The sequence below is a fragment of the Chryseobacterium sp. TQ-BC-N36 genome (assembly GCF_058382295.1).
Window position 1 is genome coordinate 698,410 of the sequence record NZ_CM178175.1, and the last position, 24,758, is coordinate 723,167.

General features: G+C 38.7%; 22 protein-coding genes. 4 read left to right on the forward strand and 18 right to left on the reverse strand.

Annotation, left to right across the window (positions count from 1 at the left end; all coding sequences use genetic code 11):
* Window positions 1–29 precede the first annotated feature (29 nt).
* The 3 genes from AC3FI7_RS02965 (at window position 30) to AC3FI7_RS02975 (ending at window position 4,419) form a co-directional block, all read left to right on the forward strand.
* Entirely contained in the window at window positions 30–2,297 is a 2,268-nt protein-coding gene (locus AC3FI7_RS02965) for a tetratricopeptide repeat-containing sensor histidine kinase (RefSeq protein ID WP_491461358.1), read from the forward strand.
* A gap of 12 nt (window positions 2,298–2,309) precedes the next feature.
* Window positions 2,310–3,662 carry a sigma-54-dependent transcriptional regulator gene (locus AC3FI7_RS02970; protein ID WP_491461359.1) on the forward strand — a complete coding sequence of 451 codons (1,353 nt, stop codon included), beginning with the start codon at window positions 2,310–2,312 and terminating at the stop codon, window positions 3,660–3,662.
* A gap of 115 nt (window positions 3,663–3,777) precedes the next feature.
* Window positions 3,778–4,419, forward strand: a complete 642-nt coding sequence (locus tag AC3FI7_RS02975) for a TMEM175 family protein (RefSeq protein WP_491461360.1) — start codon at window positions 3,778–3,780, stop codon at window positions 4,417–4,419.
* On the opposite strand, the gene AC3FI7_RS02980 is transcribed toward AC3FI7_RS02975, so the two are convergent.
* From AC3FI7_RS02980 to AC3FI7_RS03065, 18 genes are all read right to left on the reverse strand, one after another.
* Window positions 4,398–5,957 (reverse strand): sigma-54 interaction domain-containing protein, encoded by a 1,560-nt coding sequence (locus tag AC3FI7_RS02980; RefSeq protein WP_491461361.1) that lies wholly within the window; start codon window positions 5,955–5,957, stop codon window positions 4,398–4,400. The two genes, AC3FI7_RS02975 and AC3FI7_RS02980, sit on opposite strands and share 22 nt — an antisense overlap.
* Before the next feature lie 133 nt (window positions 5,958–6,090).
* Window positions 6,091–6,912, reverse strand: a complete 822-nt coding sequence (locus AC3FI7_RS02985) for an alpha/beta fold hydrolase (RefSeq protein ID WP_491461362.1) — start codon at window positions 6,910–6,912, stop codon at window positions 6,091–6,093.
* A 47-nt stretch (window positions 6,913–6,959) separates the two neighbouring features.
* Window positions 6,960–7,478, reverse strand: coding sequence for a DsbA family protein (locus tag AC3FI7_RS02990; protein ID WP_491461363.1), 519 nt, complete (start codon window positions 7,476–7,478; stop codon window positions 6,960–6,962).
* Window positions 7,479–7,480: 2 nt separating this feature from the next.
* On the reverse strand, window positions 7,481–7,942 hold the full coding sequence (locus AC3FI7_RS02995) for a redoxin domain-containing protein (RefSeq protein ID WP_142722583.1): 462 nt from the start codon (window positions 7,940–7,942) through the stop codon (window positions 7,481–7,483).
* 4 nt (window positions 7,943–7,946) lie between these two features.
* Window positions 7,947–8,639 carry a YoaK family protein gene (locus AC3FI7_RS03000; protein WP_491461364.1) on the reverse strand — a complete coding sequence of 231 codons (693 nt, stop codon included), beginning with the start codon at window positions 8,637–8,639 and terminating at the stop codon, window positions 7,947–7,949.
* A gap of 8 nt (window positions 8,640–8,647) precedes the next feature.
* A complete protein-coding gene (locus tag AC3FI7_RS03005) occupies window positions 8,648–9,694 on the reverse strand; it encodes a cupin domain-containing protein (RefSeq protein ID WP_491461365.1) in 1,047 nt (348 codons plus the stop codon).
* A gap of 131 nt (window positions 9,695–9,825) precedes the next feature.
* A complete protein-coding gene (locus tag AC3FI7_RS03010; protein ID WP_491461366.1) occupies window positions 9,826–10,383 on the reverse strand; it encodes a hypothetical protein in 558 nt (185 codons plus the stop codon).
* Window positions 10,384–10,584: 201 nt separating this feature from the next.
* Complete coding sequence (locus AC3FI7_RS03015; RefSeq protein ID WP_228451157.1) at window positions 10,585–11,136, reverse strand: antibiotic biosynthesis monooxygenase; 552 nt, start codon at window positions 11,134–11,136, stop codon at window positions 10,585–10,587.
* A 22-nt stretch (window positions 11,137–11,158) separates the two neighbouring features.
* Window positions 11,159–12,217 carry an NADH:flavin oxidoreductase/NADH oxidase gene (locus tag AC3FI7_RS03020; protein ID WP_491461367.1) on the reverse strand — a complete coding sequence of 353 codons (1,059 nt, stop codon included), beginning with the start codon at window positions 12,215–12,217 and terminating at the stop codon, window positions 11,159–11,161.
* Between the two features lie 12 nt (window positions 12,218–12,229).
* The gene (locus AC3FI7_RS03025) at window positions 12,230–14,437 is read right to left on the reverse strand and encodes an ATP-binding protein (protein ID WP_491461368.1); all 2,208 of its coding nucleotides are present in this window, start codon (window positions 14,435–14,437) and stop codon (window positions 12,230–12,232) included.
* A gap of 107 nt (window positions 14,438–14,544) precedes the next feature.
* The gene (locus AC3FI7_RS03030) at window positions 14,545–15,240 is read right to left on the reverse strand and encodes a LytR/AlgR family response regulator transcription factor (RefSeq protein ID WP_123870921.1); all 696 of its coding nucleotides are present in this window, start codon (window positions 15,238–15,240) and stop codon (window positions 14,545–14,547) included.
* Window positions 15,241–15,294: 54 nt separating this feature from the next.
* Complete coding sequence (locus AC3FI7_RS03035) at window positions 15,295–15,768, reverse strand: Dps family protein (RefSeq protein WP_343658326.1); 474 nt, start codon at window positions 15,766–15,768, stop codon at window positions 15,295–15,297.
* A 177-nt stretch (window positions 15,769–15,945) separates the two neighbouring features.
* Entirely contained in the window at window positions 15,946–16,788 is an 843-nt protein-coding gene (locus AC3FI7_RS03040) for a sugar phosphate isomerase/epimerase family protein (protein WP_291897942.1), read from the reverse strand.
* Window positions 16,789–16,808: 20 nt separating this feature from the next.
* Entirely contained in the window at window positions 16,809–18,218 is a 1,410-nt protein-coding gene (locus tag AC3FI7_RS03045; RefSeq protein WP_491461369.1) for a carbohydrate porin, read from the reverse strand.
* A 5-nt stretch (window positions 18,219–18,223) separates the two neighbouring features.
* Window positions 18,224–19,468 carry a sugar MFS transporter gene (locus AC3FI7_RS03050; protein WP_142722592.1) on the reverse strand — a complete coding sequence of 415 codons (1,245 nt, stop codon included), beginning with the start codon at window positions 19,466–19,468 and terminating at the stop codon, window positions 18,224–18,226.
* A gap of 11 nt (window positions 19,469–19,479) precedes the next feature.
* A complete protein-coding gene (locus AC3FI7_RS03055; protein ID WP_142722593.1) occupies window positions 19,480–20,394 on the reverse strand; it encodes a carbohydrate kinase family protein in 915 nt (304 codons plus the stop codon).
* A gap of 52 nt (window positions 20,395–20,446) precedes the next feature.
* Window positions 20,447–21,457 carry a LacI family DNA-binding transcriptional regulator gene (locus tag AC3FI7_RS03060; RefSeq protein WP_491461370.1) on the reverse strand — a complete coding sequence of 337 codons (1,011 nt, stop codon included), beginning with the start codon at window positions 21,455–21,457 and terminating at the stop codon, window positions 20,447–20,449.
* A 294-nt stretch (window positions 21,458–21,751) separates the two neighbouring features.
* Window positions 21,752–22,762, reverse strand: coding sequence for a helix-turn-helix domain-containing protein (locus tag AC3FI7_RS03065; protein WP_343658330.1), 1,011 nt, complete (start codon window positions 22,760–22,762; stop codon window positions 21,752–21,754).
* 550 nt (window positions 22,763–23,312) lie between these two features.
* Here AC3FI7_RS03065 and AC3FI7_RS03070 point away from each other — a divergent pair.
* Complete coding sequence (locus tag AC3FI7_RS03070) at window positions 23,313–24,740, forward strand: RCC1 domain-containing protein (RefSeq protein WP_343658331.1); 1,428 nt, start codon at window positions 23,313–23,315, stop codon at window positions 24,738–24,740.
* Window positions 24,741–24,758: the final 18 nt, after the last annotated feature.

Here is a 24,758-nt window from a genome sequence, read left to right on the forward strand (position 1 = left end):
ATTACAGGATAATAGATTACCTTTAAAAAATGAATTTCAGCCTTTATTTTTTATCTAAAAATCTACTAAAGATAGTATGTTTTTCATTGGTTTTGATGTTTTCATGCAGTATAAAAGCGCAGACCCAGGAAAACCCTGCACTGTTGAGAAAACAGATTTCCTCTTCCACCAATACTGCTCAGAAAACTGCTTTATTATTGCGGCTGAGTAATTATTACATTACTAAAAAAGGAGAGTTGAAAGCTGATCTCGACAGTGCCGCTATTCTGAACAGACAGGCAAAAGCACTCAATATAAAATCCGGGGATCCGATGTCTGCCGGAAAACTCATATTTCTGGAGGCTAAAATAGATAAAGAAAGAGGCAGTAAAAATATTGCTTTTTCCAGAATGAAAGAGGCTCTTTCTTATTTTGAAACCCATCAATTTAAGGAGCAGGCCGGAGAAGCATACAACGAACTATCGTATATGTATGACAATAAACCTGAGTATTTTGATACTAAAATTAAACTTAAAGAAAAAGCGTTGGAACTTTTTAAAAATTCAGGATCAAAGCTGAATCAGGCAGGCATTTTAAAAGATCTTGGTGAGCTTTATTATATCAAAGAAAATTCTGATAAGGCACTGGGCTTGCTCAGGCAATCCCTTTCTGTTTATCAGTCTGTGAAATTCAGAGAATTACAGAGTGTGTACAATCTTATTTCCCAGGTTGAAATTCAGAAAGCGGACTATGAGGAAGCGCTCCGCTATGGCCTTCTGGCAGAAAAAACAGCGGAAAGTGTGAATGATTATTCATTGCAGATGTGCTCTATTTACAGTAACATCGGAATGGTGTATTATTATCTCCGCCAGAATGATGATGCCATGAAGTATTGGGAGAAATCATTGGCTACTGCGAAAAAAAATAAAGATAATAACTACATCAGAACGGTGGCCAATAATATTTCTACGATGCTGATCAGGCAGAAAAAATTTAAGCAGGCCATTACCATGATTCAGGAATACAGAGAAAAGTATCCTATTGTAGATCAGAATTTTGAAATGTCAGAGAATTATATCCTGTTCAGTACGTACACTATTCTAAAGCAGTTTAACGAAGCTGAGGCGTACTACAAAAAACTGGTAGCCTATTATGGTGAAAATGCAGAGAAAAATAACCAGCAGGCCTCATTGCTGCGAAGCTTTGTTTTCTATCACTACCAGACCCGGAATTTTGATAAAATGTATCGTGAAGCCAGACTTTTTGATTCGATAGCCAAAAATAACGGGAATGATATGCTCCGTTCAGAAAATCATTTGATGTGGTTCAAAGCAGATTCCATACAGGGAAAATACCTTGATGCCATACAGCATTATCAGCTGTACAAAAAGCTTTCCGATTCTGTTTTTAACGGTGAAAAAAGTAAGCAGATCAACAGCCTTAAAATTCAGTTTGAGACAGAGCAGAAGGATAAAAACATTCAGCTGCTAACCCAGAAAGCAAAACTGCAGGATATTAAAATTGCGAATGATACCTTTATCAGATATGTTTTCATCGGAAGCATTCTGGCGCTGATCCTTTTTGCAGCCTTGCTGTATAACCGCTCAAGATTAAAAAGCAATGCCAATAAAAACCTGGAACTGAAGCGTAAGCAGATTGATGAACAGAATGAACAGCTGAAAAAGTTACTTTCTGAGAAAGAATGGCTATTAAAAGAAATCCATCACAGGGTTAAAAATAATCTGCAGATTGTGATCAGCCTGCTCAATACGCAGTCGGCTTATCTGGACAATGAAGATGCTTTGATGGCCATACAGAACAGCCAGCACAGAATGCATGCCATGTCCCTGATCCATCAGAAGCTTTATCAGTCTGACAATCTTTCAATGATTGACATGTCGTGGTATATTTATGAGCTGATTACTTATATCAAAGAATGTTATTCATCTGACAGGAAAATCAACTTTACAGTAGATACTGATAAAGTATTTCTTGATGTGGCCCAGGCCGTTCCTATGGGATTGATCGTCAATGAAGCGGTCAATAATACCGTAAAATATGCATTTCCGGATGACCGCAAAGGGGAAGTTTTTGTTTCATTTAAAAATACCGACGAAGATCTTTGTGAACTAATGATTTCAGATAATGGAGTAGGACTTCCCGAAGATTTTAATATCGAGGAAACAGAATCTTTGGGAATGAATCTGATGCGCGGGCTTACCGACCAGTTGGACGGAACCTTCCATCTCGAAAACAAAGGGGGCTTAAAAGTGACGATTACCTTCAGAAAAAATACAGAAATAACTCCTTCAAATTAAAGGCTGATTATTATGAAAGAAAAAATATTAATTGTAGAAGATGAATTTATTGTAGCCAATGATCTCAAACTGATGCTGATGAAGGCCGGTTATCAGGTTACAGGAATTGCATCTTCAGTGGTTCAGGCCAGAAAACTGATTGCAGATAATAAGCCGGATTGGGTGCTTCTTGATATCATCTTAAAAGGTGACCTCACAGGAATCGATCTTGCCTGGGAACTGCGTGAAATGAGCCTGCCTTTTCTTTATATTTCAGCCAATACCAACCAGTCTACCCTGGAAGCAGTGAAAGAAACACAGCCTTACGGATTTATGGTAAAACCCTTCCGGGAACGTGACATGATTGTTATGCTTGACATTGCCAGATACCGCTATGACATGGAAAGAGGCTGTGAATTGTGTACTGATACCGCAAATAACGAAGTCATTGAAGGAATTATCGGGAAAAGTAAGGTCCTTCAGGATGTGGTTGAAAAAATAAGGGTAGTAGCTCCTACAGATACGTCTGTTCTGGTGGTTGGGGAAAGCGGAACGGGAAAGGAAAAAGTAGCCCATTCCGTTCATGAGCTTTCAGAACGTAAAGCCCATCCTATTGTTGTGGTCAACTGTGCTGCACTGCCGCATGCCCTTATCGAATCCGAGCTTTTCGGACACGAAAAAGGAAGTTTCACCGGAGCCAATACATTGAGAATCGGAAAATTTGAACAAGCCAACGGTGGAACCGTCTTCCTGGATGAAATAGGGGAGCTGCCACTGGATTCACAGGTTAAATTACTGAGGGTTTTACAGGAAAAAGAAATCGAAAGGCTGGGAGGAAATAATACGGTTAAAGTAAACGTAAGAATTGTAGCTGCTACCAACCGTTCCCTGGAAAAAGAAGTGGCAGAAGGAAGATTCAGGCTGGATCTGTATTACCGTTTGAATGTATTTCCTATTGAACTGCCTCCGCTGAGAGAAAGAAAGGAAGATATCGTATTGCTGGCCCATTTTTTCCTGAATAAATATGCCGCTGCTTCGAGAAGAAATATCACATCTATCAGTGAAAAAGCACTGGAACAGCTGTTAAATTATCACTGGCCCGGCAATATCCGTGAGCTGGAGCATCTTATTGAAAGAAGTGTTCTATTGGCCAAAACCACGGAAATAGAAAGCTTTGATCTGCCCAAAATCATTGAAAAACCTACAGAAACACAAGGGCCGCTGAAATCATTGGAAGATATGGAAAGAGATCATATCATGAGTGCACTTCAGACTTCCAACGGAAAAGTTTCCGGGCCGGGTGGCGCTGCAGAGCTGCTGAAGATCCAAGCTCAGACTTTATATTCCAAAATGAAAAAACTGGGAATTGACAAAGGCTATAAATAATTCAGGGGAAAGCTAGCCGGAGACCCTATTTTCTTTCAATTTTTTAATCATAATTCTTCAAATAATTGGGGGATTAAATCATCATGTCTTTACAATATTAAATCAATCGATAATTATGGAAAAAGAAACACTCAGAATAGAAGGATTCAGTGATGGTGTTTTTGCAATAGCCGTTACGCTTTTGGTACTGGATCTTCACTTTCCTGAAGAACATTCAATACAGAACGGGAATGATCTGCTGGTCTTTCTGAAGAATCAGTGGCCGGCATTTCTGGCATTTATCCTTTCGTTTTTCAGTATTTTCATCATGTGGGTGAACCATCATAAGATTTTCAAACAGATCTACAGTCGGAATTCAGCAATTATGTTTGCCAACGGACTGATCCTTTTTCTGGTTTCGGCAGTTTCTTATCCTACCGCTTTGCTGGCAAGGTATTTTGACGGTGAAGCCTCTTCTGTTGTCGTGGCACTTTATACCAGTATTTTTGTCCTTATCAATCTTGCTTACAATTTATTATGGTTTCTGGCCACCCGTAACAAAAAGCTTTTGCGCCCGGGTATTACCGATGCGGCTATAAAAAAGATCCACAACAACTACTTGTATGGACTTCCTATTTATGTTATGGCATTAATCCTGTCGTTCTGGATCCCGGCCTTGTCGCTGCTGATCATTTTAGGACTTTGGATTTTCTGGGCATTGTCTTCTGGGAAAATAGAAATGGGGCTTTACAAAGATTATTCAGACTCCCTGAAATAATGTTCCTTCTCTATTCCAAGTTTCTGCATTTTGGAAATAAGCGTTGTCGGAGGCAATCCCAGTAATTTTGCGGCCCCTGTTTCGCCAAAAATGCGGCCATTACATTTTTTGATTATTTTTAAAATATATTCCTTTTCAAATTCCTGCAGTGTTTTAACCTGAAAATCCTGATCCGTATTTTGATAATTGATAATTGTTGGAAAATCCATTTCTCTGATCATATCCCCTTTTGCCGTCAGCATACTTCTTTCAACCATATTTTCCAGTTCACGGATATTACCGGGCCATGGATTGGCAATCATCATTTTTATTACATTCTGAGAAAAGCCATTAATCTTTTTGCCTGTTTTCGGGTATAATTTCTCCAGGAAATAGTTTGCCAGTAAAGGAATATCCTCTTTTCTTTCCCGCAAGGCAGGAAGATGGATAGGAAATACATTCAGCCTGTAAAAAAGATCAGTTCTGAACAGGCCTTCCGCCACTTCTTTTTCAAGATTCCTGTTGGTGGCCGTAATAATCCGTACATTTACTTTTATTCTTTTGTTTCCGCCGATTCTTTCAATTTCTTTTTCCTGAAGAACCCTCAGAAGCCTCGCTTGTAATTCCAGAGGAAGTTCACCAATTTCATCCAGGAAAATAGTACTGTTGTGTGCCTGTTCAAACTTTCCTTTCCGCTGTTCTGTTGCTCCGGTAAAACTTCCTTTTTCGTGTCCGAAAAGCTCAGATTCTATTAAGTTGGCAGGAATAGCCGCACAGTTTATCCTGATCATCTTTTTTCCCGAAAATTCCGAAAGTTCATGAACCGCCTGTGCTATAAGTTCTTTTCCCGTGCCCGTTTCTCCAAAGATAATCACATTGGATTGTGATGGAGCTACCTGTGAGATCTTTTCAAAAATGTGCTGCATGGCTTCACTTTGCCCCACAATTCCCTGAAAGCCGTGTCTGCTTTTCTTTTCTTCTTCAGTTTCTTTCGAAAAATTCTGGATATTTCCCTGAAATGTTTTCAACTGTTCCTGAACATCCATATTATGGAGGGTAATGGAAAGCTGGGTAGAAATGCCGTTTATAATTCTTTCCGGAATTGTATCTTTTGAAATAAAGCTTTTGTAGAAAAGGAAAAGTACATTTTTACTTTCACTGACAGCCGGAAGTCCCAATCCTACAGCCATCCGCATTCCAGAATTTTTAGCTTCGGTAAAACAGGAAGGAAGAGGTGACAGGTCTTTAAGATCAAAAAGAAGAGGCTCCGCAGAATCAAGACATTTTTTTAAATACCTGTCAAGCTGATGATCTGCGATATGATTCTGATTTTCAGTCCCGCTGCCGAGTATTTCAATATTTCCTTTTACATCCCTGATCATCATACAATCATTGAATCCCAGTTCAGTTTTGAAAGATTTATGGATAACAAGCTGAAACTTTTTCTTATCTAAAATAGTAGAAAACTCTTTGGTTAAACGGGAAATCATAAGCTGTTCTTTCTGCATTTCCTGCAGGCGTTTCATCATTTCTGCATTGGGATCAGAAGGCTTACTCATAGAAAATTCTTACTTGAAAGTTTAAAGATAGGAAAAATTGAAAAAGATCTGCATGTGAGTGGTTACAATACCTGAAATAAAAAAAGATGAACCATTAAAGTTCATCTTTAGTATATTGAAAAAAGCTTCGTTTTTAAGATCTGATAAATTCCAAAAGGTCTTTGTTTATGGTTGGATGCTCTGTAGTCGGCATCCCGTGAGGGAATCCCGGATACGTGATCAGCTTTCCGTTCTTCAGTAATTTAATTGATTTTAATGCAGCATTGGCAATAGGAACGATCTGGTCATCTTCACCATGCATCACCAAAACAGGAATGTCAACTGCTTTTAAATCTTCCGTTAAATCTGTTTCTGAAAAGGCTTTGATCCCATCATAATGAGCAACAATTCCACCCATTAATCCCTGTCTCCACCAGTTTCTCTGAACTCCGTCCTTTATATTCGCACCTTCTCTGTTGTAACCATAGAAAGGGAAAGTCAGGTCAAAATAAAACTGGTTTCTGTTGTTCAGGGTCTGTTCCCTGATGTTATCGAAAACTTCCATGGGAACACCGTCAGGATTGTTTTCACTTTTCACCATTACCGGTGGAATGGCACTGATCAGAACCGCTTTCTTAGCTCTTCCGTTTGCATATTTGTTAACATAACGGATCACTTCCCCGCCACCTGTTGAATGCCCGATGTGTACAACATCTTTCAGATCAAGGAATTCAACCAGCTCTGCAGCATCAGAAGCATACTGTTCGATAGTGTGATTATAAATATTCTGGCTGGAACGCCCGTGACCTCTTCTGTCGTGGGTAACCACTCTATAGCCTTTCTGCAGAAAGAAGATCACCTGTGCGTCCCAGTCATCAGATGATAAAGGCCATCCGTGGTGAAACATCAGTACAGGTCCCTGTCCCTGATCTTTGTAAAAAATTTCTGTTCCGTCTTTTAAGGTTAGTGTGCTCATGTTGTTTATTTTTAATGTTATGAATTGATTTTTAAATATTTTTCTGATTAATAGGCTGTATTTTCACGTACCAACTGAAAAAGATCTTCGGCACCGCCGTTGAATTTATTTCCGTTGATGAAAAAAGAAGGCGTTCCGTTCACGCCGCTGATGATACCACTTTCAAAGTCTGTATCTACTTTTTCTGACAGTTCCTGCTTATGAATATCAGCTTTGAACTGAGGGATATTTAAACCCAATTTTTCTGCAAGTTTTAGCGGGAGACTATCATCCAGATGAGCCTGATTTTCATAAATGGCATCATGCATTTCCCAGAATTTTCCCTGCAAAGCTGCCGCTTCTGCCGCCAGCGCTGCCGTTCTTGCATACTGATGCATTTCTGACAGCGGAAAATTTCTGAATACAAATCTGATTTGATCTCCGAATTCCTTCATTAACTCTTTAAGAACCGGATAGGCTGCTCCACAGTAAGGGCACTGATAATCCCCGTATTCTACAATGACTAAGCTGGCATCTGATCTGCCCTGAGTGTGGTCAGCATTGCTGACTGATGGTTTAAGTGACATAATTATTTTGTGTTAAGGTTTTCTAATGCTTCTAAAATTCCGTCTGCCCCAGGATTGATGGCGGTGGGAGAGAGGTAGCTCCATTCGATGATGCCGTATTTATTGATGACAAAAAGAGCTCTGTTGCATTCTCCTTCTTCGTCATTGTAAACACCATATTTCCTGGCTGTTTCTCCTTTGGCTTCAAAGTCTGCAAGCAGTGGAAAGTGCAGGTTTCTTGATTGTGAAAATGCCAGGTGGCACCATTTGCTGTCTACGGAAATCCCGAAAATTTCTGCATCATATTTTTTGAAATATTTCAGCATTTCGTTATACAATGCCATCTGGTCACTGCACACCGGGCTCCAGTCTGCCGGGTAAAATGCAAGAATGACATTTCGTCCTCTGAATTCGGATAAGGTAATTTTCTGATCTGGGGTTGCAAATAATGTAAAATCTGGGGCAACCGTATTTTTTTGTAGCATAAGATTAGTTTTTAATGGTTGGAATTGGTATTGTTAACGCGCAGATGAGCAGTAAGGCCGCGGGAAAAATCAGTGTCCAGTTTCCTAAACAGGAGAGCAGGAAAGGAGCAACTGAAGCACCACAGAGAAAACCCATCCACAAGAATAACAAATGAAAAATATTCACTCTGTATTCCTTTCGCTTGTCTGCCTGATCACTCATGACAAACAGAGCCGCCGTTCTTGCCAGACTGTTTAAAGTTCCCGTCACAAAATCCGTATTGATCTTTTGGTTACCCACCGAAGTGACAGCAGTATTCATAAGACCCATTGCAAAACCGGTAATGGCTATGGAAAGGCCATTGGCAAGATGCTCATAATAATCAGTGATACAGTAAAGAATCATGATTCCTGAAATCATATAGAAAATTATTTTTTTGTTTATAAATTTCTTTGATAATGATAAACAGGTGCCCATATAAATCCCAGCCAGGAAAAAGCTGATCACTGTGACAGAGCTGATGATAACACTATGTTTTTCACTGAAAAGAGCGGCTCCCAATTGTGTGGTGTTTCCACTCATAAAAGAAACATAGGTTTTCCATTGTATCAGCCCTGTAGCATCTGTATATCCCGCAATGAAAGCAAGGAATACTGCAAGTTTTTCCTGTATTCTGACAGAACTGTCATAGGGTGGGAGTTTTGTTTCTGAAACCACAGGAGGAATTATTTTCCGGGTTTGATGAATACTTTCTTTTGTGGAAACTTTTCTATTTCTCCTTCTTTCAGTCCGAAATTCGTATTAACCACATCTTTAGGGTTTCCTGCCAGCCATTCGCTGATATCAATGGATTCGTAGGTACCGTTATTAAATCCGATCAATACTTTACAGACGGTATCTCCTGTATTTTTGATATAATGTCCGGCTCCCATAGGCACATAGCCTACATCACCTGCATTGAACTGTTCTGTAACAGAAACTCCTTCTGCCAGGAATACCGACATTTCTGCCTGTCCGGATATAAAATACTGCCATTCGTCTGCATTCGGATGCCAGTGCATTTCTCTTAAAGCACCGGGCTGCAGCTCCAGTACAGAACCGGCCATTGTGGTGCTGATCGGAAATTCCTTACTCGTAACCAATCTCTGAAGACCACCACCGGGAATGATTCTTGGCTGTTGGGAATGCAGAGGATAGCGGTGAAGGCTTGTCAGCTCAATATCTGATTCCTCAGGACGGGCTGCGGCATTCACCGAGAGTTCGTCCGGAACAACTCCTGCCGCAAAGTAAACTTCTTTCTGAGGGAGTTCTGCTACCTCTTCAAGGCTCAGCCCTAAATTTTGTGCAACGATTTCAGGAGGCATACTTGAAACAAAGTCTGTAACGCTGAAGGTATGGTCTTCCGAAAAATTGCCGTTGTCAAAAATCAGGATAAAATGACATTCCTCTGTTCCGGTAGCCTGGATGGAATGTCCGTAGCCTTTCGGGAAATACCACACGTCACCAGGTTCAAAATTATCAGTATAACTTCGTCCGTCCGGATGAATAATCGTTGTACGTACCGTTCCTGAAATCACATATGCCCATTCTGCGGCATTGGCATGCCAGTGAAGCTCTCTCATGCTTCCGGGCTGTAATCTCATGGAAACTCCGGCAATACCTACAGAAGCAGGGAATTCTTTTACGGAAGCACCTCTTGTTGTACCACCGTCACTGGTACGCGGTTCTTTTTTTTCTAATTCGTATCTGAAACTTAATGATGAAGGATTCATAGTATTATTTTTTGTGATTAATGCTCTTTGTTTTTGCTATTGTAAAGCTATCCCGGAATCTTGCTTTTTTTTAATATTATTCGGTGAAAAGGCAAAATGAGTCGTTGAAGGTATAAAGGGCTTGCTGCTTTTTAAAAAGGCTGGTTATATTGCCCTGTCAATGCTTTATTTTCAATACTTTTTGCAAAGTTTGGAGTCTCCTCATGATTATGGGCATCAGAAGCGGCCTGTCTGGATGCAGCAGCATCTGCAAGGTTGATCCCATGTTCTTTCATATATTCAAACATTTCGGGAGTGGCTGTCGCATGAATTTCATTAGTATAAAGACAGGTGTTTTCATCAATCTTTGTCACTTTCAGCTCCCATAGAACCTGAACTTTTGTACGGCCGTTTTTTGTAATTGAATCAGAGATGGAAAGCATGCGGCAGTAATCAGGACGGTGAACATCTGCAATATAATGCTGAACCATCAGTGCATCTCCAATCGTTTCTACATTTAAAGATACCGGCTTACCATCAAAAGTGACAGAAATAGCGGCTCCGATATGTTGGGTAGAGCAGCGTTGGTATTCGGCGTCCGGCAGATTAAGCAGCCAGTCTGCGATATTCACTTTTTCAATGGGTGCATTGATGATGGCATTTACGCTTGAGTGAGATAGTGCGTTTTCGGGAGTTTGTAAGATTTCCATAGTTGTTGATTTTGATTGTTATGTTATTGATGATGTAAAGCTACAAACCGGTTGTTTTAATTTTTAATGCTGTTCGGTCAACAGGCGAAAACGATCGTTGAATAAGCTGATGATGTTCAAATAGCAACAGGGTGGGGTTCCTGAAAACAAAAAAATCACTGTAGGTTACAGTGATTGATAAAGGATAATTTTTAAATGAGGTTATTTATATAGCCATTTTTTAATCAGTCTGGTATAATTGGGCATCACAGCAAACACCATCAGAAAGACAATGATCCCGGAATTGATGAATCCATCAGAATAATGATTGGCGGGAATATGTAAAAACCGTAAAAAAGGAATGATCAAAGCAGGAATAAGTACAGAAAGCGGATAAATAGCTGACCAGGTTGCCAGAAACTGTTTCCAGCGTACCGGAACTTTATTCCCTTCATTTTCTGTCGTAAAAAGAAAATCCAGCCCTGATCTGATCTGGTAATGGTCGTTTTTTCTGAACAGCGGATTCGCTTTCTCAATGAGTTTTTTCCGGTTATCCGACTCCATCCAGCTTTTAAGATGATTAATCGTATCAAAACGGATGATAACAGTGTACACAAAAGTCAGATCAGGAATAGGACGAACAATCTGAAGATCAATAAAGCCTTCCGAATGCCTGGTGACAGGAATAATTTCGTCCAGCCATTTTTCATATTGTGATTGTTTTCCATCCAGAATATGATGGGTAATGACTACTGAAGCACCCTGATTTTCCATAACTGATTTTTTATAGGTTAATTTAATACGCTCTTTTATACTGCCACGGAATTTCTGTTTCAATACCTAATGCCTTGGCAGAATGAATAGCAAAATAAGGATCTCTCAGATGTTCCCGGGCGATAACCACCAGGTCAGCATCTCCGTTGGCAATAATATGATTGGCCTGTTCCGCTTCTGTAATCATTCCGACAGCTCCTGTTAAAATCCCGGTCTGTTCTTTAATGGCTTTTGCAAAAGGAACCTGATATCCCGGAAATACTTTATCCTTGCTTACATGGGTAAATCCTCCGCCAGATGCGGTGATGAAATCTACACCGTTTTCTTTAAGGATTTTAGAAAGTCTGATACTGTCTTCCAGCGTCCAGGCTTCATCCGATTCTATATAATCAACAGCAGAAATTCTTACAAACAGAGGCATTTCAGCAGGAATAACTTTCCTGATTTCCTGAACAGTTTCCACAAGGAAACGGCTTCTGTTTTCAAAACTTCCGCCATATTCATCCTGTCTTTTATTGATTACTGCGGAATAAAACTGGTGAAATAAATAACCATGGCCTGCGTGAAGCTCAATGGTATCAAAACCTGCTTCAACGGCACGAAGGGCTGCCTTTACAAATTTGGTTTGTAATTCCTGAATCTTATCAATGGTGAGCTCTTTCGCAAAAACTCCGTTGAACTCGTGGGCAGAAGATGATCTTACAGTCCAGGCACCTTCTTCCGGAGTGAGAGGCTTCATTCCTTCATTGGGATGTTTCAGGCTTCCTTTTCCTCCAGCATGCCAAAGTTGTATTCCTATTTTTGCATCCTGTTCATGTACAAAATTCACGATGTTTTTCCATGCATCTTTCTGTTCATCATTCCAGATTCCTACATCGGATAATGTAGCGAGACCTTCTTCTGAAACGGCTGTACATTCAGTAAGGATCAATCCTGCCCCGCCTACAGCACGGCTTCCAAGATGAACGAGATGCCAGTTGCCGGGAATCCCGTTTTTAGCGCTGTATTGCTGCATAGGAGATAATGCAATCCTGTTCTTTAAGGTAAGACTGCGAATTTGTATAGGTGAAAATAAATTCATTTTTTCTTATTTTTAAATTGTTTTTGAAAATGCCTCAGCTTCAGAAACAGCTTCTGATAATACTTTCTGTACTTCTCCCAGAATTTTTTGAAGATCAGGGCTTTCTGCTGAAGCCGTTTCAAGGATATCAAGTTTCTCCTTTAACAGAGGATGTAACCCCATGATGGCAATGCTGGATTTCAGATCATGAGCCCAAAGTTTTATCCCTGGAAAATCCCGGTTTTCATAAGCCGTTGTCAGTTTCTGTACATGATTGGGAATATTCTCAATAAACTGTTGAGTCACCATTTGTTCGAAGCTTTTATCACCACCGCTCACCGTCTGCATATAAGTGAGATCAATATACTGATAGTCAGATGATGGATTTTCGTTTTTCTTTTCGTTTTTATTATTTTCTTTAAACCCGAATTTCGAAATCAGCATAAACAGCTCTTCTTCATTGACGGGTTTAGAAATATATTCGTTCATCCCACGGCTCAGGCATCTTTCTCTTTCCCCTGCCAGCGCATGTGCGGTCATCGCGATGATCGGAACATCCAGTTTGATTTCTTCCCGTATTTTCTGAGTGGCAGCATATCCGTCCATCTGAGGCATCTGTATATCCATTAAAACCAGATCGCATGCATTGCTTTTGAGATAACTTACGGCTTCAAGGCCGTTCGATGCAATATGAAAATCGATATTCCATTGGGAAAGCAAATGTTTCATCAGGCTTTGGTTGATCACATTATCATCAACCACCAAAACTTTCAGAGGCATATTGGATTTATCTTTAAAATAATGCGGATCAGCAGCTGGCAGCACGGTAAGCTGTTCTTCAGCAACTCCGTAAGGAATATAGAAATGAAATGTGGTTCCTTTACCCTGTTCACTGCTTACTTCGATGTTTCCGTTTTGCAGTACAATCAGGCTTTTCACTATGGATAAGCCTAATCCTGTTCCGCCGTAATTTCTTGTTGTTGAATCTTCTCCCTGATTGAATCTTTCGAATATTTCAGTAAGCTTTTCTTTGCCAATTCCAATTCCTGTATCTGAAATCCTGAATCCGAGAACGGCTTTCTTATCTGCTTGCTGTTTACTGTAGATTTCAACAGAAATATTTCCCTGGTGGGTAAATTTTATGGCATTTCCGATCAGGTTAACTAAAATCTGTGTCAGTCTTGTAGCGTCTCCCACCAATGTGTCAGGAATGGAAGAATCAACAGTACTGGAAATGGTAAGTCCTTTTTCTTTGGCCCTTTCTGTAAAAAATGTTTCGACAGAATTGACCAGTCCGTTGATGCTGAAAATCCCAGGGGTAATGCGCATCATTCCTGCTTCTATTTTGGATAAATCCAGAATGTCATTGATGATCGCCATCAGGTTTTCTCCGGAACGCTGTATTGAAGAGACAAATTCTGCTGAAGTTTCATCCAGCGGGCGTTTTTGCAGCAAATTGGTAAACCCGAGAATTCCACTTAAAGGAGTTCTGATTTCGTGGCTCATATTGGCAAGGAAATTTTCTTTGGTTTGTGCTGCTACTAACGCTTTTTTCTCAGCAATATCAAGTTCGCTAATGAGTAATCTCTGGCGTTTAAACTGTCTGAGGATGTGATATCCAACGACAGAACCGCTCAAAATCAGTAAGATCAGCAATGAGATGTCATAAAATCTTGCTTTTTGTCCCATTTCTTCACTTTTCTGGCTGAGTTCAACCATATTGAGCTTTCTGCTTTCGTATATTTTAGCTGTGATTCTGGTGATCTCATTGGAGATATTTCTTGCACGCGGATTGGCAATGGAGGTATTGTCGTCCATGTTTCCTACAGACAGGTAACGGTGCAGGAGTTTATCTTTGGTTGTTTTCTTTTCCATGGCAAGAACGCTTAATCTGTGGATCAGCTTTTCTTCCTCAGCATTTACATTGTCCTTGGAAAGAGAATCCAGAAAATTTTCGATCTGACTGATTTTTTGGTCGATACCTTCAAGATGAGTGGTGTCATTCGTTGCGATAGAAGCTCTGATCCTGCTTTCTACCCCCAAAATATCACGGTCTATCTCCCTCAAATGATTGCTTGAACGCAATTCGCTCAGCAAGGTATTGTTATTCTGAATCAGGGCTTTGGTATTTCTTGCAGAATTGAGCTGAACAGCAATCAACAGGAGTGAGCCCGCAATAAAGGTCAGGATAATAAAATAGCTGAATCGCTTGTTATCCATTACTGAAGATATATTTTTCATAATAACGGTCTGATTTAAATAAAATGCAGATAAAGGTTGATTAAACCCTAAACTGTTCAGGGATTGAGATCAAAAAAGGAAGTCAGATTTCTGATGGCCGGCAAAGGCTAAAAGACATTCATTCTGGTGTTGAGTGCCTTACGGTACGCATCTGCTACGGGAATGAATTTACCATTGATCATAATACCACCGTCCTGAAGAGTATCAATTTTGCCTACAGAAACAATGTAGGAACGGTGAACTCTTATAAAATGATCCTTAGGAAGACGTTCTTCAGCCGTTTTCATTTTACCGTGGATCGCAAACATCTTTTCTTTGGTGTAAAATTTTACGTAATCACCCATAGCCTCAGCATAGAAAATATCGTCCAGCTTTAAGCGCCTTGTAATATTGGAGTCCCTTACGAAAAGAAACTCATCCCTTGTTACTTCTACATTTTCTTTTCTGCTTTCAAGAATCGTCTGCGCTTTGCTTACTGCCTGCAGAAATCTTACCGGCATAATGGGCTTCAGAAGGTAATCTGCAATATTAAGCTCAAATGCTTCCAGTGCATATTCCTTTTTTGAGGTTGTGAAAATGATGATTGTCTCTTTACCGGAAAGCGTTTTCGTGAGCTCAATTCCTGTCATTTCCGGCATTTCTATATCAAGAAATATCAGATCGACGGAATTGGACTGGAGATAATGATAGGCTTCTATAGCATTGGAAAACTCGCTGACAATAGAAAGATCAGGGACCTGTTTGGCGAGATGTGCTAATGTTGTTCTTGCAATATCATTATCATCCACGATTAAGGCTTTCATAGGTATAGTTGTTTATGATTTACACAAAGATAATTATTCCTTTTTTATTTTGTGTTATCTGAAATATGAACGGATCATCCAGGCCATTTCTTCATGGGTTTCCATCAGGCCTGTAATAAAATCACTGGTACCGTAATCTTTGTACTTTTCTGCAAATGGAATAATATTTCCACGGAGAAATTCAATGATGCTCTCATGATCACTCAATAAATCCTTCATGTATCCCAGACCATCGTTTGTTCTTTCACTGTATTCTGTTAAATGAGTCAGTTCCAGATAGATTTTCATCGTGGCCGGTGCATAATGGCCGATTTTACGCATGCGTTCTGCAACGCTGTCAATCAGCTCATCCAGCTGTTTGTACTGTTCTTCAAAGAAAATGTGGTTGGCGTGGAAGTTATCTCCGGTTACATTCCAGTGGGCATTTCTTGTTTTGATGTAAAGCAGTGTTTCATCAGCCAGTAATTTTGCCAATTGTTCTGCAACAGCTTCTGTGTTTTTTTCTGTAATTCCGATTTTTGTTTTCATAATAATAGGATTTATTATTGAGCATTATTGCCCTTTTTCTGACGTAAAGGTCAGTCATAATCCTGTGAAATTATCTGTATTTTCGATGAACGGGCAGAATCAGTCGGTGAAAAGATGGTTAATCCATCATTTCGGAATTATAATTTTAGAGTTCGGAAAATCGTAACGGACAATGGTTTAGCCGTAAAGATTCTTTTTTAAAAATGCAAGGCTTCCTTCGGCAAGTTCCTGGGCGTTGTAAGGGGAAGTCTGCCATAGTGATACTTTTTCCTGCATTCCGGCAATTGAAGAAGAGAAATTTTCAAGAACGAGATTCCCTTCAAAGTTAATTTTTTTCAATGCAGAGAAAAATTCTTCCCAATTGACTGTGCCTTCTCCGAGCATACCGCGGTGAGATTCTGTAACATGAAGGTGCTTCAGCATTTTTCCGGAATTGATAATCGGATCATAAAAATTATTTTCTTCAATATTCATATGAAAGGTATCAAGGTGAAGGAAAAGGTTATTTTTACCCGTTTTTTTAATAAGTTCCAGTACATTTTCCGCCGTATTGCAGACATAGGATTCATAACGGTTAATGGGTTCTATGGCGATATCTATGCTTTTGGTTTGGGCATAATCTGCCACATTACTCCATACGTCAGCAATGATTTCTTTTTCATTTTCTGTGAGTGGTTTTCCGGTAAAAACACCAATGCCGCCATGCAGGACACCTGCCAGAAGATTGGTTTCCAACTCATATACTTTATCGATGGCTTTTTTGATCAGTCTTTCTGCTGATTCGGGCTCAAATGCTATATGTGCTTCTTTGGGAAGGTTCAGTGAACAGACAGCTTCCAGATGGTTTTCTTTTAATTGTTTTTTTACTGTACCGGCATCAAAGTCCATTGAATTCGGCAACAGTATTTCGATAAGATCAAACCCTGCCTTTGAGGTTTTTTCTATGGCATATTTTCCTGATTCGGCATTCCATAACGGAGTGATCCAGGAGAGTAGGGAAGCCCCTAATTTTACATTCATAATATCTTTTTATTTTATTGTTAAAAAATCCACCATTCTGTCCGTATTCCGAAATAAGTCCCGAATCTTTTTGCCCCGGACTGTTGTAAAAATGGTGAGTATAGCGTACTCATTGCCTGGTTATTGTATCTTGAAACTTCTGCAATCAACCGGATGTGCGGTCTTGCCCAGACACTTCTTTCAGCGGTAGGGACAATAGTAGGAGCCAAAACCAGTTTCATCATTGATGCAGCATCCTGCGTTCCGTTTTTTCGGGTGGCATAATGGAACTCAGAAAGGATATGAAACCAGTTGTTGAAATAATAGGTCGCTCTTATACCGGTATTAAACTCTGTTTTTCTGTTGAAGATTTCGCGGTTATAATAGTCCATCGCTTTATCCCTGCTTTCTGATCCTCCTTTACTTTTGGTAAATACGGCGTAGGGATTAAGCGACCATCTGTTTGAAATATTCCATAAAAAATGCTCAACAACAGTCAATGAGTAAGCACCTTGATATGTTTTTGTGATCTCGTCAGGGGCGCCGTAGGTTCTCCAGGTCTGTGTATTTCCATTATCACCCCCATTGGCAATTCCGCTTCCATATCTGAGGGAAAACTGGTTGAATGAACCAGGTATCCTGGTGCTGAGATCTGTGGTTAATTTAGCTCCGAAAACCCAGCCCTGATCTGATGGATATTGTTCTATAGAGTTCTCTCCCGATTTTTCCACATGATGAAATTCTGCCAGAAATTTCAGTTTATACTTTGAATTTTTAAATGGAAGCGTATGTTCGAGAACAAACACTTCCCTCTGTCTATAGATCAGGTTTTTTGCTCCGCTGATCACATTGGTATAGGAATAGGGAGTAGAGTTGCTTGCCGCCGTGTCAATAGCCGCCGGGAAAAACATGGAAAATCGTGTATTTTTGTGCCTTACACCCCAACCGGTTGCCGAATGGTCATCAAAATAAAAATAATCTGCAATATGAATATCATCATATCTCAGCCATCTTGATCCTGCCCAGACATCCCAGTCACTTCCCATAATATTTCTGGCCTCAACAAATGCTTCCGGTAAGGCAACAATCATTCCCTGATTAGATTTTGAGTCTACATTTCCCAGAAAGGTTCCTCCTGAATAAAAGCTCAGTCTTGCCTGCATATCGATCTTTGTATTTTTTGTACTGTCGCCGTTTACCACCGGACTAAAATGGAAAGCCGGTAAAAAGTCAACATAATCTCCCTGATCCATTCTGCCTCCTAAAGATCCCTGGTTATTCAGGTTGAGTTGTCTTCCTGTTTTTCCATCTGCATTTGGAGAATAACCGGCTCCGATTCTTCCGGTTGTTCCGAAGGAAAATTTTTTATTGGTAATCGTGATCTGGGCATTAATTCCCCTGCCAGCACATAAAAAGAACATGCACCAGGCTAATAAAAGCTTTGTTTTCATAGGGATTATTTAAGTGTTTTTGGCTTATAGAATTTTAATGCAAATAATAAAATAACCGCATAGCACAGGATAGGAAGGAGATAAGCATGAGCAATATCTTTTTCTGCAATTCTACCCATTATTGGTGGGAAAACAGCTCCTCCAAACATCGCCATAACCAGGAATGATGAAGCCTGCTGAACTTTTGAACCTAATCTTTTGAGCCCCAGACTGAAGATCGTTGGATACATCACACTCAGAAAAAGGTTAAGCAAAATAAGACTGATGAATGAAACCCACCCTAAGCTTTGTGAAATAATAAGGCAGAGAACAATATTACATGCCGTAAAAATAGCCAGCAGCTTGTTGGGGGCAATAAACTTCATCAGAAAGGTTCCTATAAACCTTCCGATCATCATCATCGCCATACTTAAAGAAAAATAATAGGAAGCCTGGATCTCCGGAAGATGCATCTTTTCAACACCATAATTGATAAAATAAGCCCAGGTTCCGCCCTGTGCCGCGATATTAAAAAACTGTGCAATAACCGCGAATATAAAATGTCTCTGTTTGTAAAGTGGTGCATGAGGATCTGATACGGAAACATCTTCTCCGTTTTCATTCTCTGAGATCAGAATATCTTCTGCATGAGGATCTTTCAGATCAGGGACTCTGATAAAGCTGAAAATAATGGTAATAGCCAGAATGACAATACCAATCCATGTATAGAGATTTTTTACCGAATCCAGTGAGCCTGATCCGGAATCAGGACTTCCGAAAATGAAATATCCACCTAAAAGAGGACCGATAATAGCTCCCAATCCATTAAAAGACTGAGCAAAATTAACCCTCTGGTCACTGGTCCTTTCGTCACCCAAAGCAGCAACAAATGGATGTGCAACGGTTTCAAGAGTTGCCATTCCCATCGCCAGGACAAAAAGAGCCAGTCTGAAAAAGTCAAATGAGGAGGTATTGGCTGCCGGGATAAATAAAAAAGATCCGAGTGCGAAAAGCGAAAGCCCTAGTATAACGCCTAATTTATACCCAAATCTTTTCATAAAAAGACCCGCCGGGATACCCATAAGTGCATAGGCTCCGAAAATGGAAAGCTGCACAAGTCCTGATTTGGATTTTGAGATATTGAGAACATTCTGAAAATGCTTGTTCAATACATCACCCATAGTAAGAGCAATCGCCCAGAAGAAAAATAAAGAAGTAACAAAAGACAGAATGATATAATATTTTTTATCTGTAAATTTTGGAGTATTCATATAGTATGTTTTTAAGAAGTTTTACAGCTGTTTTTTTCTCTGAATGCTCTGAATTCTTCATAAGTATAATCAGGGCATGCCCCGGATTTGGAAGTGATAAAAGCACCTAATGACGTGGCCTGTTTCATAATCTCTTCCGGAGATTTTCCCTGAATTCTCTTAGAAAGGAATCCTGCCAGAAAAGAATCTCCACTGCCCACAGTATCTGCAATTTCAATATGAACCGCCGGAAAATTATAAGCCTTGTCACCCACAAAATATCTTGCTCCTTTGCTTCCTTTCGTAAGAACAATCTCTTTAAGGTTGAAATAATTCTGAAGATGCCTGATGCTGGTATCTTCATCAGTATAATCTTCGCCAAGATATTCAAGAATGGTTCTGAGTTCTGCCTTATTCATTTTTACGAGATCAGCCTTGTGCAGTAGTTTTCTGATAAATTCAAAATCGATAAAAGGAGGTCTGAAATTGACATCAAAAACCCTGAACTTTGACCATTCCAAAAGTTCCAGCAGAGTTTTTTTTGCGACTTCATTTCTGGTAACCAAGCTTCCGAAGACAAATGCTTCAGAGTTTTGAATCAGTTCTGCATGTTCAGGGAGAGCTTCAATATAATCCCAGGCTACCTCATTTACGATTTCATATACTGCTTCCCCGTGCTCATCAAAATTGGCAAGAACTGTTCCTGTTGGCTTATCCTGATCTAGCTGTATGAAATCTGTTGTTATTCCCCAATCGTTAATTTGACTGAGAAGCTGTTGTCCTAATTCATCATTCCCGATTCTGCTGAGCATTTTTGTATCAATTCCCATTTTGAAAAGATTATAGGCCACATTAAACGGTGCTCCTCCTGCTCTGGAACCTGATGGAAAGATATCCCAAAGAACCTCTCCAAAGCAGACAGCATATTTGTTTTTATTTGTTTTCATATTTAGTTAAACGTTTAAGTTAGTATTAAAAAAAATTATTTACAGGTTAGAATTATTTTTTTACAGATTGCTTATTGACAAATTTTGCTGATAATCTTATCTTTTTTCCGGTTTCTGTATAGTCGTTAATCTGTCTGTCAAGCAGCTTAATCGCTTCTTCTGCCATTTCTTCAATAGGCTGCTGGATATAGCTTATTTCAGAAGGAAAAAGCTGATAAGCATCTGTCTCGTCAAATGCCAGTACGGAAATCTGTTCCGGAACTTTTATATTATTTTTAACGATATAGGAAAGCCCTGCCACTGCCAGTTTATTGCTGGAAAAATAAAGTGCCGTATTTTCAGGTTTTTTGCCCAGCATATTTTCAAGTTGTGAATGTACCTCGTGCGCAATATTTTCTAATCCCACCAGCAGGTATTGTGTTTCAACTGTTTTTTTTGACGATCTGACCGCTTTTTCAAAACCATGCTGACGGTCCAGCAGGTGTGGAAGTTCAGTTTCATAGCCTATATAAATTATTTTATCAAAATCTTTATTAAGAAGTAAGCTGGTTGTACTTTCAGCTATTTCCTGATTGTCAATGGTAATACCAGGAATAGCAACTCCTTTGAGATATCGGTCAATCGTAACGATGGGATATTTGATATTGATAAGATTCTCCAGTGTTTTCTCCGATCCTGCCACTGGAGCAACAATCATCCCGTCAACCTGCTGCTGCGAGAAGAGTTCTGTCAGCTTTTTAAATTTGTCAGCGTTCTCATCAGAACTGCCAATGATTAAAGTATATCCTAATTTTAATGCCTTATTTTCAAGATTTCTCGCAATATGAGAGTAGAATTCATTGGAAATATCTGCCACAATGAGTCCTAAAAGTTTTGTTTTACTGGTTTTAAGGCTTTTTGCTATTTTATTAGGAGTGTAGTTAATCGTTTCAGCAATTTCAAGAATTTTTTTTTGGGTCTCTTCACTTATGCGCTGCCCTTCTTTCCTGTTAAGCACATAAGATACTGTGGCTACAGAAACTCCAGCCATTTTAGCAATATCTTTTATCGAAGACCTTTTCATTTTATTATTTTCTGTGCAAAAATATTTGATAAAATATCAAAAAAACAATAGTGTGTTTTTTTTGGAGATGTGAGAAAAAAGTGTAATTTTGACGATTTTTACAAATAAAAATTAATGCCCTGATTATCAATTATTTATATTGTTGTAGTGACTTTAAGATGAATGGAGTATTAATTTATTGTATCGTAATCATTAAATTTGGTTAAACGTTTATCCAATAAATGTTAAAAAAAATCCATTTTTAAGATTAAACAGATTTCCTGAATAGCATAAAAATCTAAGTTTTATGATTAGCTAAGGAGTAGGAATGATACTTTTAATATATTCTGATGGGGTAATCCCTTCAATTTTTTTAAAAGTTCTGTTAAAAGTAACCTGATTTGAGAATCCTGAAGCGGTATATATATACATGAGATTGACTTTATTTAAGTCTTCTTCTTTCAGCATTTTTTTGACATTTTGTATTCTGCAGAAATTTAAGTAATGGCTGTAACTGTCATATCCATTTAACTTAATAGCTGTTGATATATACATACTGTTTGAATTAATTAATGAGGAAAGGCCGGACAAACTGAGATCAGGGTTTGTAAAATGCCGTTCATCTTCAATAATCCTTTTTATATTACTGAACAAAACCATATATTTTTCTAAATCTTTTTCATCTTTCAGATCTTTTTCAGGTTTTTTTTCAGTGTTTATCGAATCGTTACTGATAAAAATCTTTTCATTCTCAATACTATTATTATGTTCATCATTTTCTTTCCTTTTTATTAAACGGTTGTAATGCATTAATAGCATGAGTATAAATACATTCGAAAAAAAGACAAGTACCTCCGAAATCTTTCTGGACGACTCTGTGATAAAAATAAACTCATTAAACTGATAGAACTGATTTAGTAAAAAAATGATAACAATAAGTAAGAATACATATATCGTATATATATATACATATTTTTTTGAAAAAAAAGTGTCAGCAGCAAGAATGATCGGCAGAAACCAGGTGGAAACAAGAATATTATTTTTCCATGCATTGAGCATTATATAAGTAAGAAACAATGAAACTGCAACCATATAGATGTGGACCATCTTATTAATATCATATTTAGGCAGAATGATTAGCCATGTATACAATACAAGGGATAAAAATCCAAAAATATAGAAAGATAAGAATGTTGTCTGAAGATAAAGATATAGATAAACAGAGTAAAAGCTTAGAATTATGGTTATGATAATAATGTAATTAGCTATCAGCTCTCTTTTCAGCTGATCAACCGATGCAGTTTTAGAATTTCTAAATAATTTCATTTAACTAACATTTATTATTAAATAATTTTAATTATTGATAATATTTTTAATCCTTTATGTCAAAGTGATGGATTTTTAATAACAATTATTAAATATGGTTTTATATTTATAATAATATTTCTAGCAGGCAAAATAACTGAAAAAAAAATTAATTACTACTTTATTTCCATCTGCTGAGAGGAAATGAGTGATAAAAACAATAGTCTTTTTTAAAATTGTTTTATTGCAACTTGCTGTTATTAAGCACATTGATGATTTAATGCTTTTTATTCTATTGCAATTCAAATATTAAATATGTTTTAACTTATTTATTTGTTTTCAATTGTTTTAAGTCGGATTATATAAATGTATTGACACTATAATCAATATATCGATTCTTTGTAGATAACTTTGTTAGAGCCCTTTGAGGCAATTCTTTAAAAAACAAACGATCAAAAAATTTACTGTTATGAAAAAAAGTTTATTATCCCTGGTGCTAACTTGTTCCTTGGTTTCAAGCGCTTATTGTCAAGTAGGTATAAATACCTTAACTCCACAAGGTATCCTCCACATGAAAAACACTACAAAAAAATTAGGGGTAGTGATGCCTATCGTTGATTCTGCTCCTTCAACAGTTACTCCCTCGGGGATGACTCCCGTGGAGGCTACCGTTGTATATGATTCTATCAAGCAGTGTTTACGACTGAATACATCGGCTGGATGGTCAGATTGTCTTTTGGATAAATCCGCAGTTGAAGGATTAATATCTTCATCCGTTCTTGGTGACAGATTCTGGATGGTGAGCAAGTATTCCAGTGATACCAGTGAGCTTATGCAGAAGAGATTTAATTATACTTATAGTACTACTGTTTTTAATAGTATTACGGATAATAATTTTCTTACAGGAGCTGGTTACAAAACATTTGGTTTAGGGCTTTCTCCTGCCGGAACTCAGGCACCTGCCACCAGATTGCTTGCGAAATCGGCGCTTACAATGAATGGAGGGCTGGAATCGAGAACTGTAATTACCACCACGGGGGATGTCTACGTAACCGGTTATAATTATAATGGAAAACTGGGAACAGGGGGCAACGGTGATGTAATAGACAGTTGGGTAAAGGTTACTATTGCTGGTTTAGCAGCTGGTGAAAAGCCAATTCAGGTACAGCAAAGTGCTTATAATTCTGTTATACTGACCAACCTTGGTAACGTTTACGCTGCAGGTGATAATGCAAGAGGGCAAACGGGTTTAGGTACTACAACGGGAAATACCTTAACCTATACTAAAATACCTTCATTAAGTAATATTAAATCTATATGGAGCGAGCAGGAAAGAACTACCAACAATATGTTTACTGCAATAGATGCTACCGGCAAAGTGTTCGCATGGGGGTATAATTTTTACGCAGGGCCATGGGGAGCAACTGTATCATCTATTTCAACGCCACAGGATATCTCCAGTTTCTTTGCTGCAGCTACTGCCGGCGGAGCAAAAGTGGCTAAAGTAATGATTGGGTATTATTCATTGATTGCAATGATGGACAATGGTACAGTATGGGGATCAGTAGCCCAGGGATTTCCTTTATCCAGAATAGGTAAGGGTACTGGGAATGCTGCAAATAGTAATTTAATGTTGATTTCTGATGGTATTTCCGTAGCTTCTGGGGAGAATATTGTTGATTTTGATATGGATATGGATGGAGCTGTAGTCATTACCAATCATTTTGTATGGTATACAGGATTCTCTTACAATTATAGATTTGGAAATGGTAATACAGGCCAAAGTACTAGCTGGACTTTGCTTTCATCATCATTGTTTGACGGTACAGTAACTTTAAATTCTTTGGACTTAGGATATTATGGTATGATTATCGCAACCGGAAGTGGCCTGTCGGAAGGGGGAAGCCGATTAATTGTTTCCGGTAATAATGTATATGAAAATCTTGGAAGCTCACCGGCAACCGGAGATGTTCAGAACTCAACATATGCAACTTATTAATTATAGGATATAAATTAT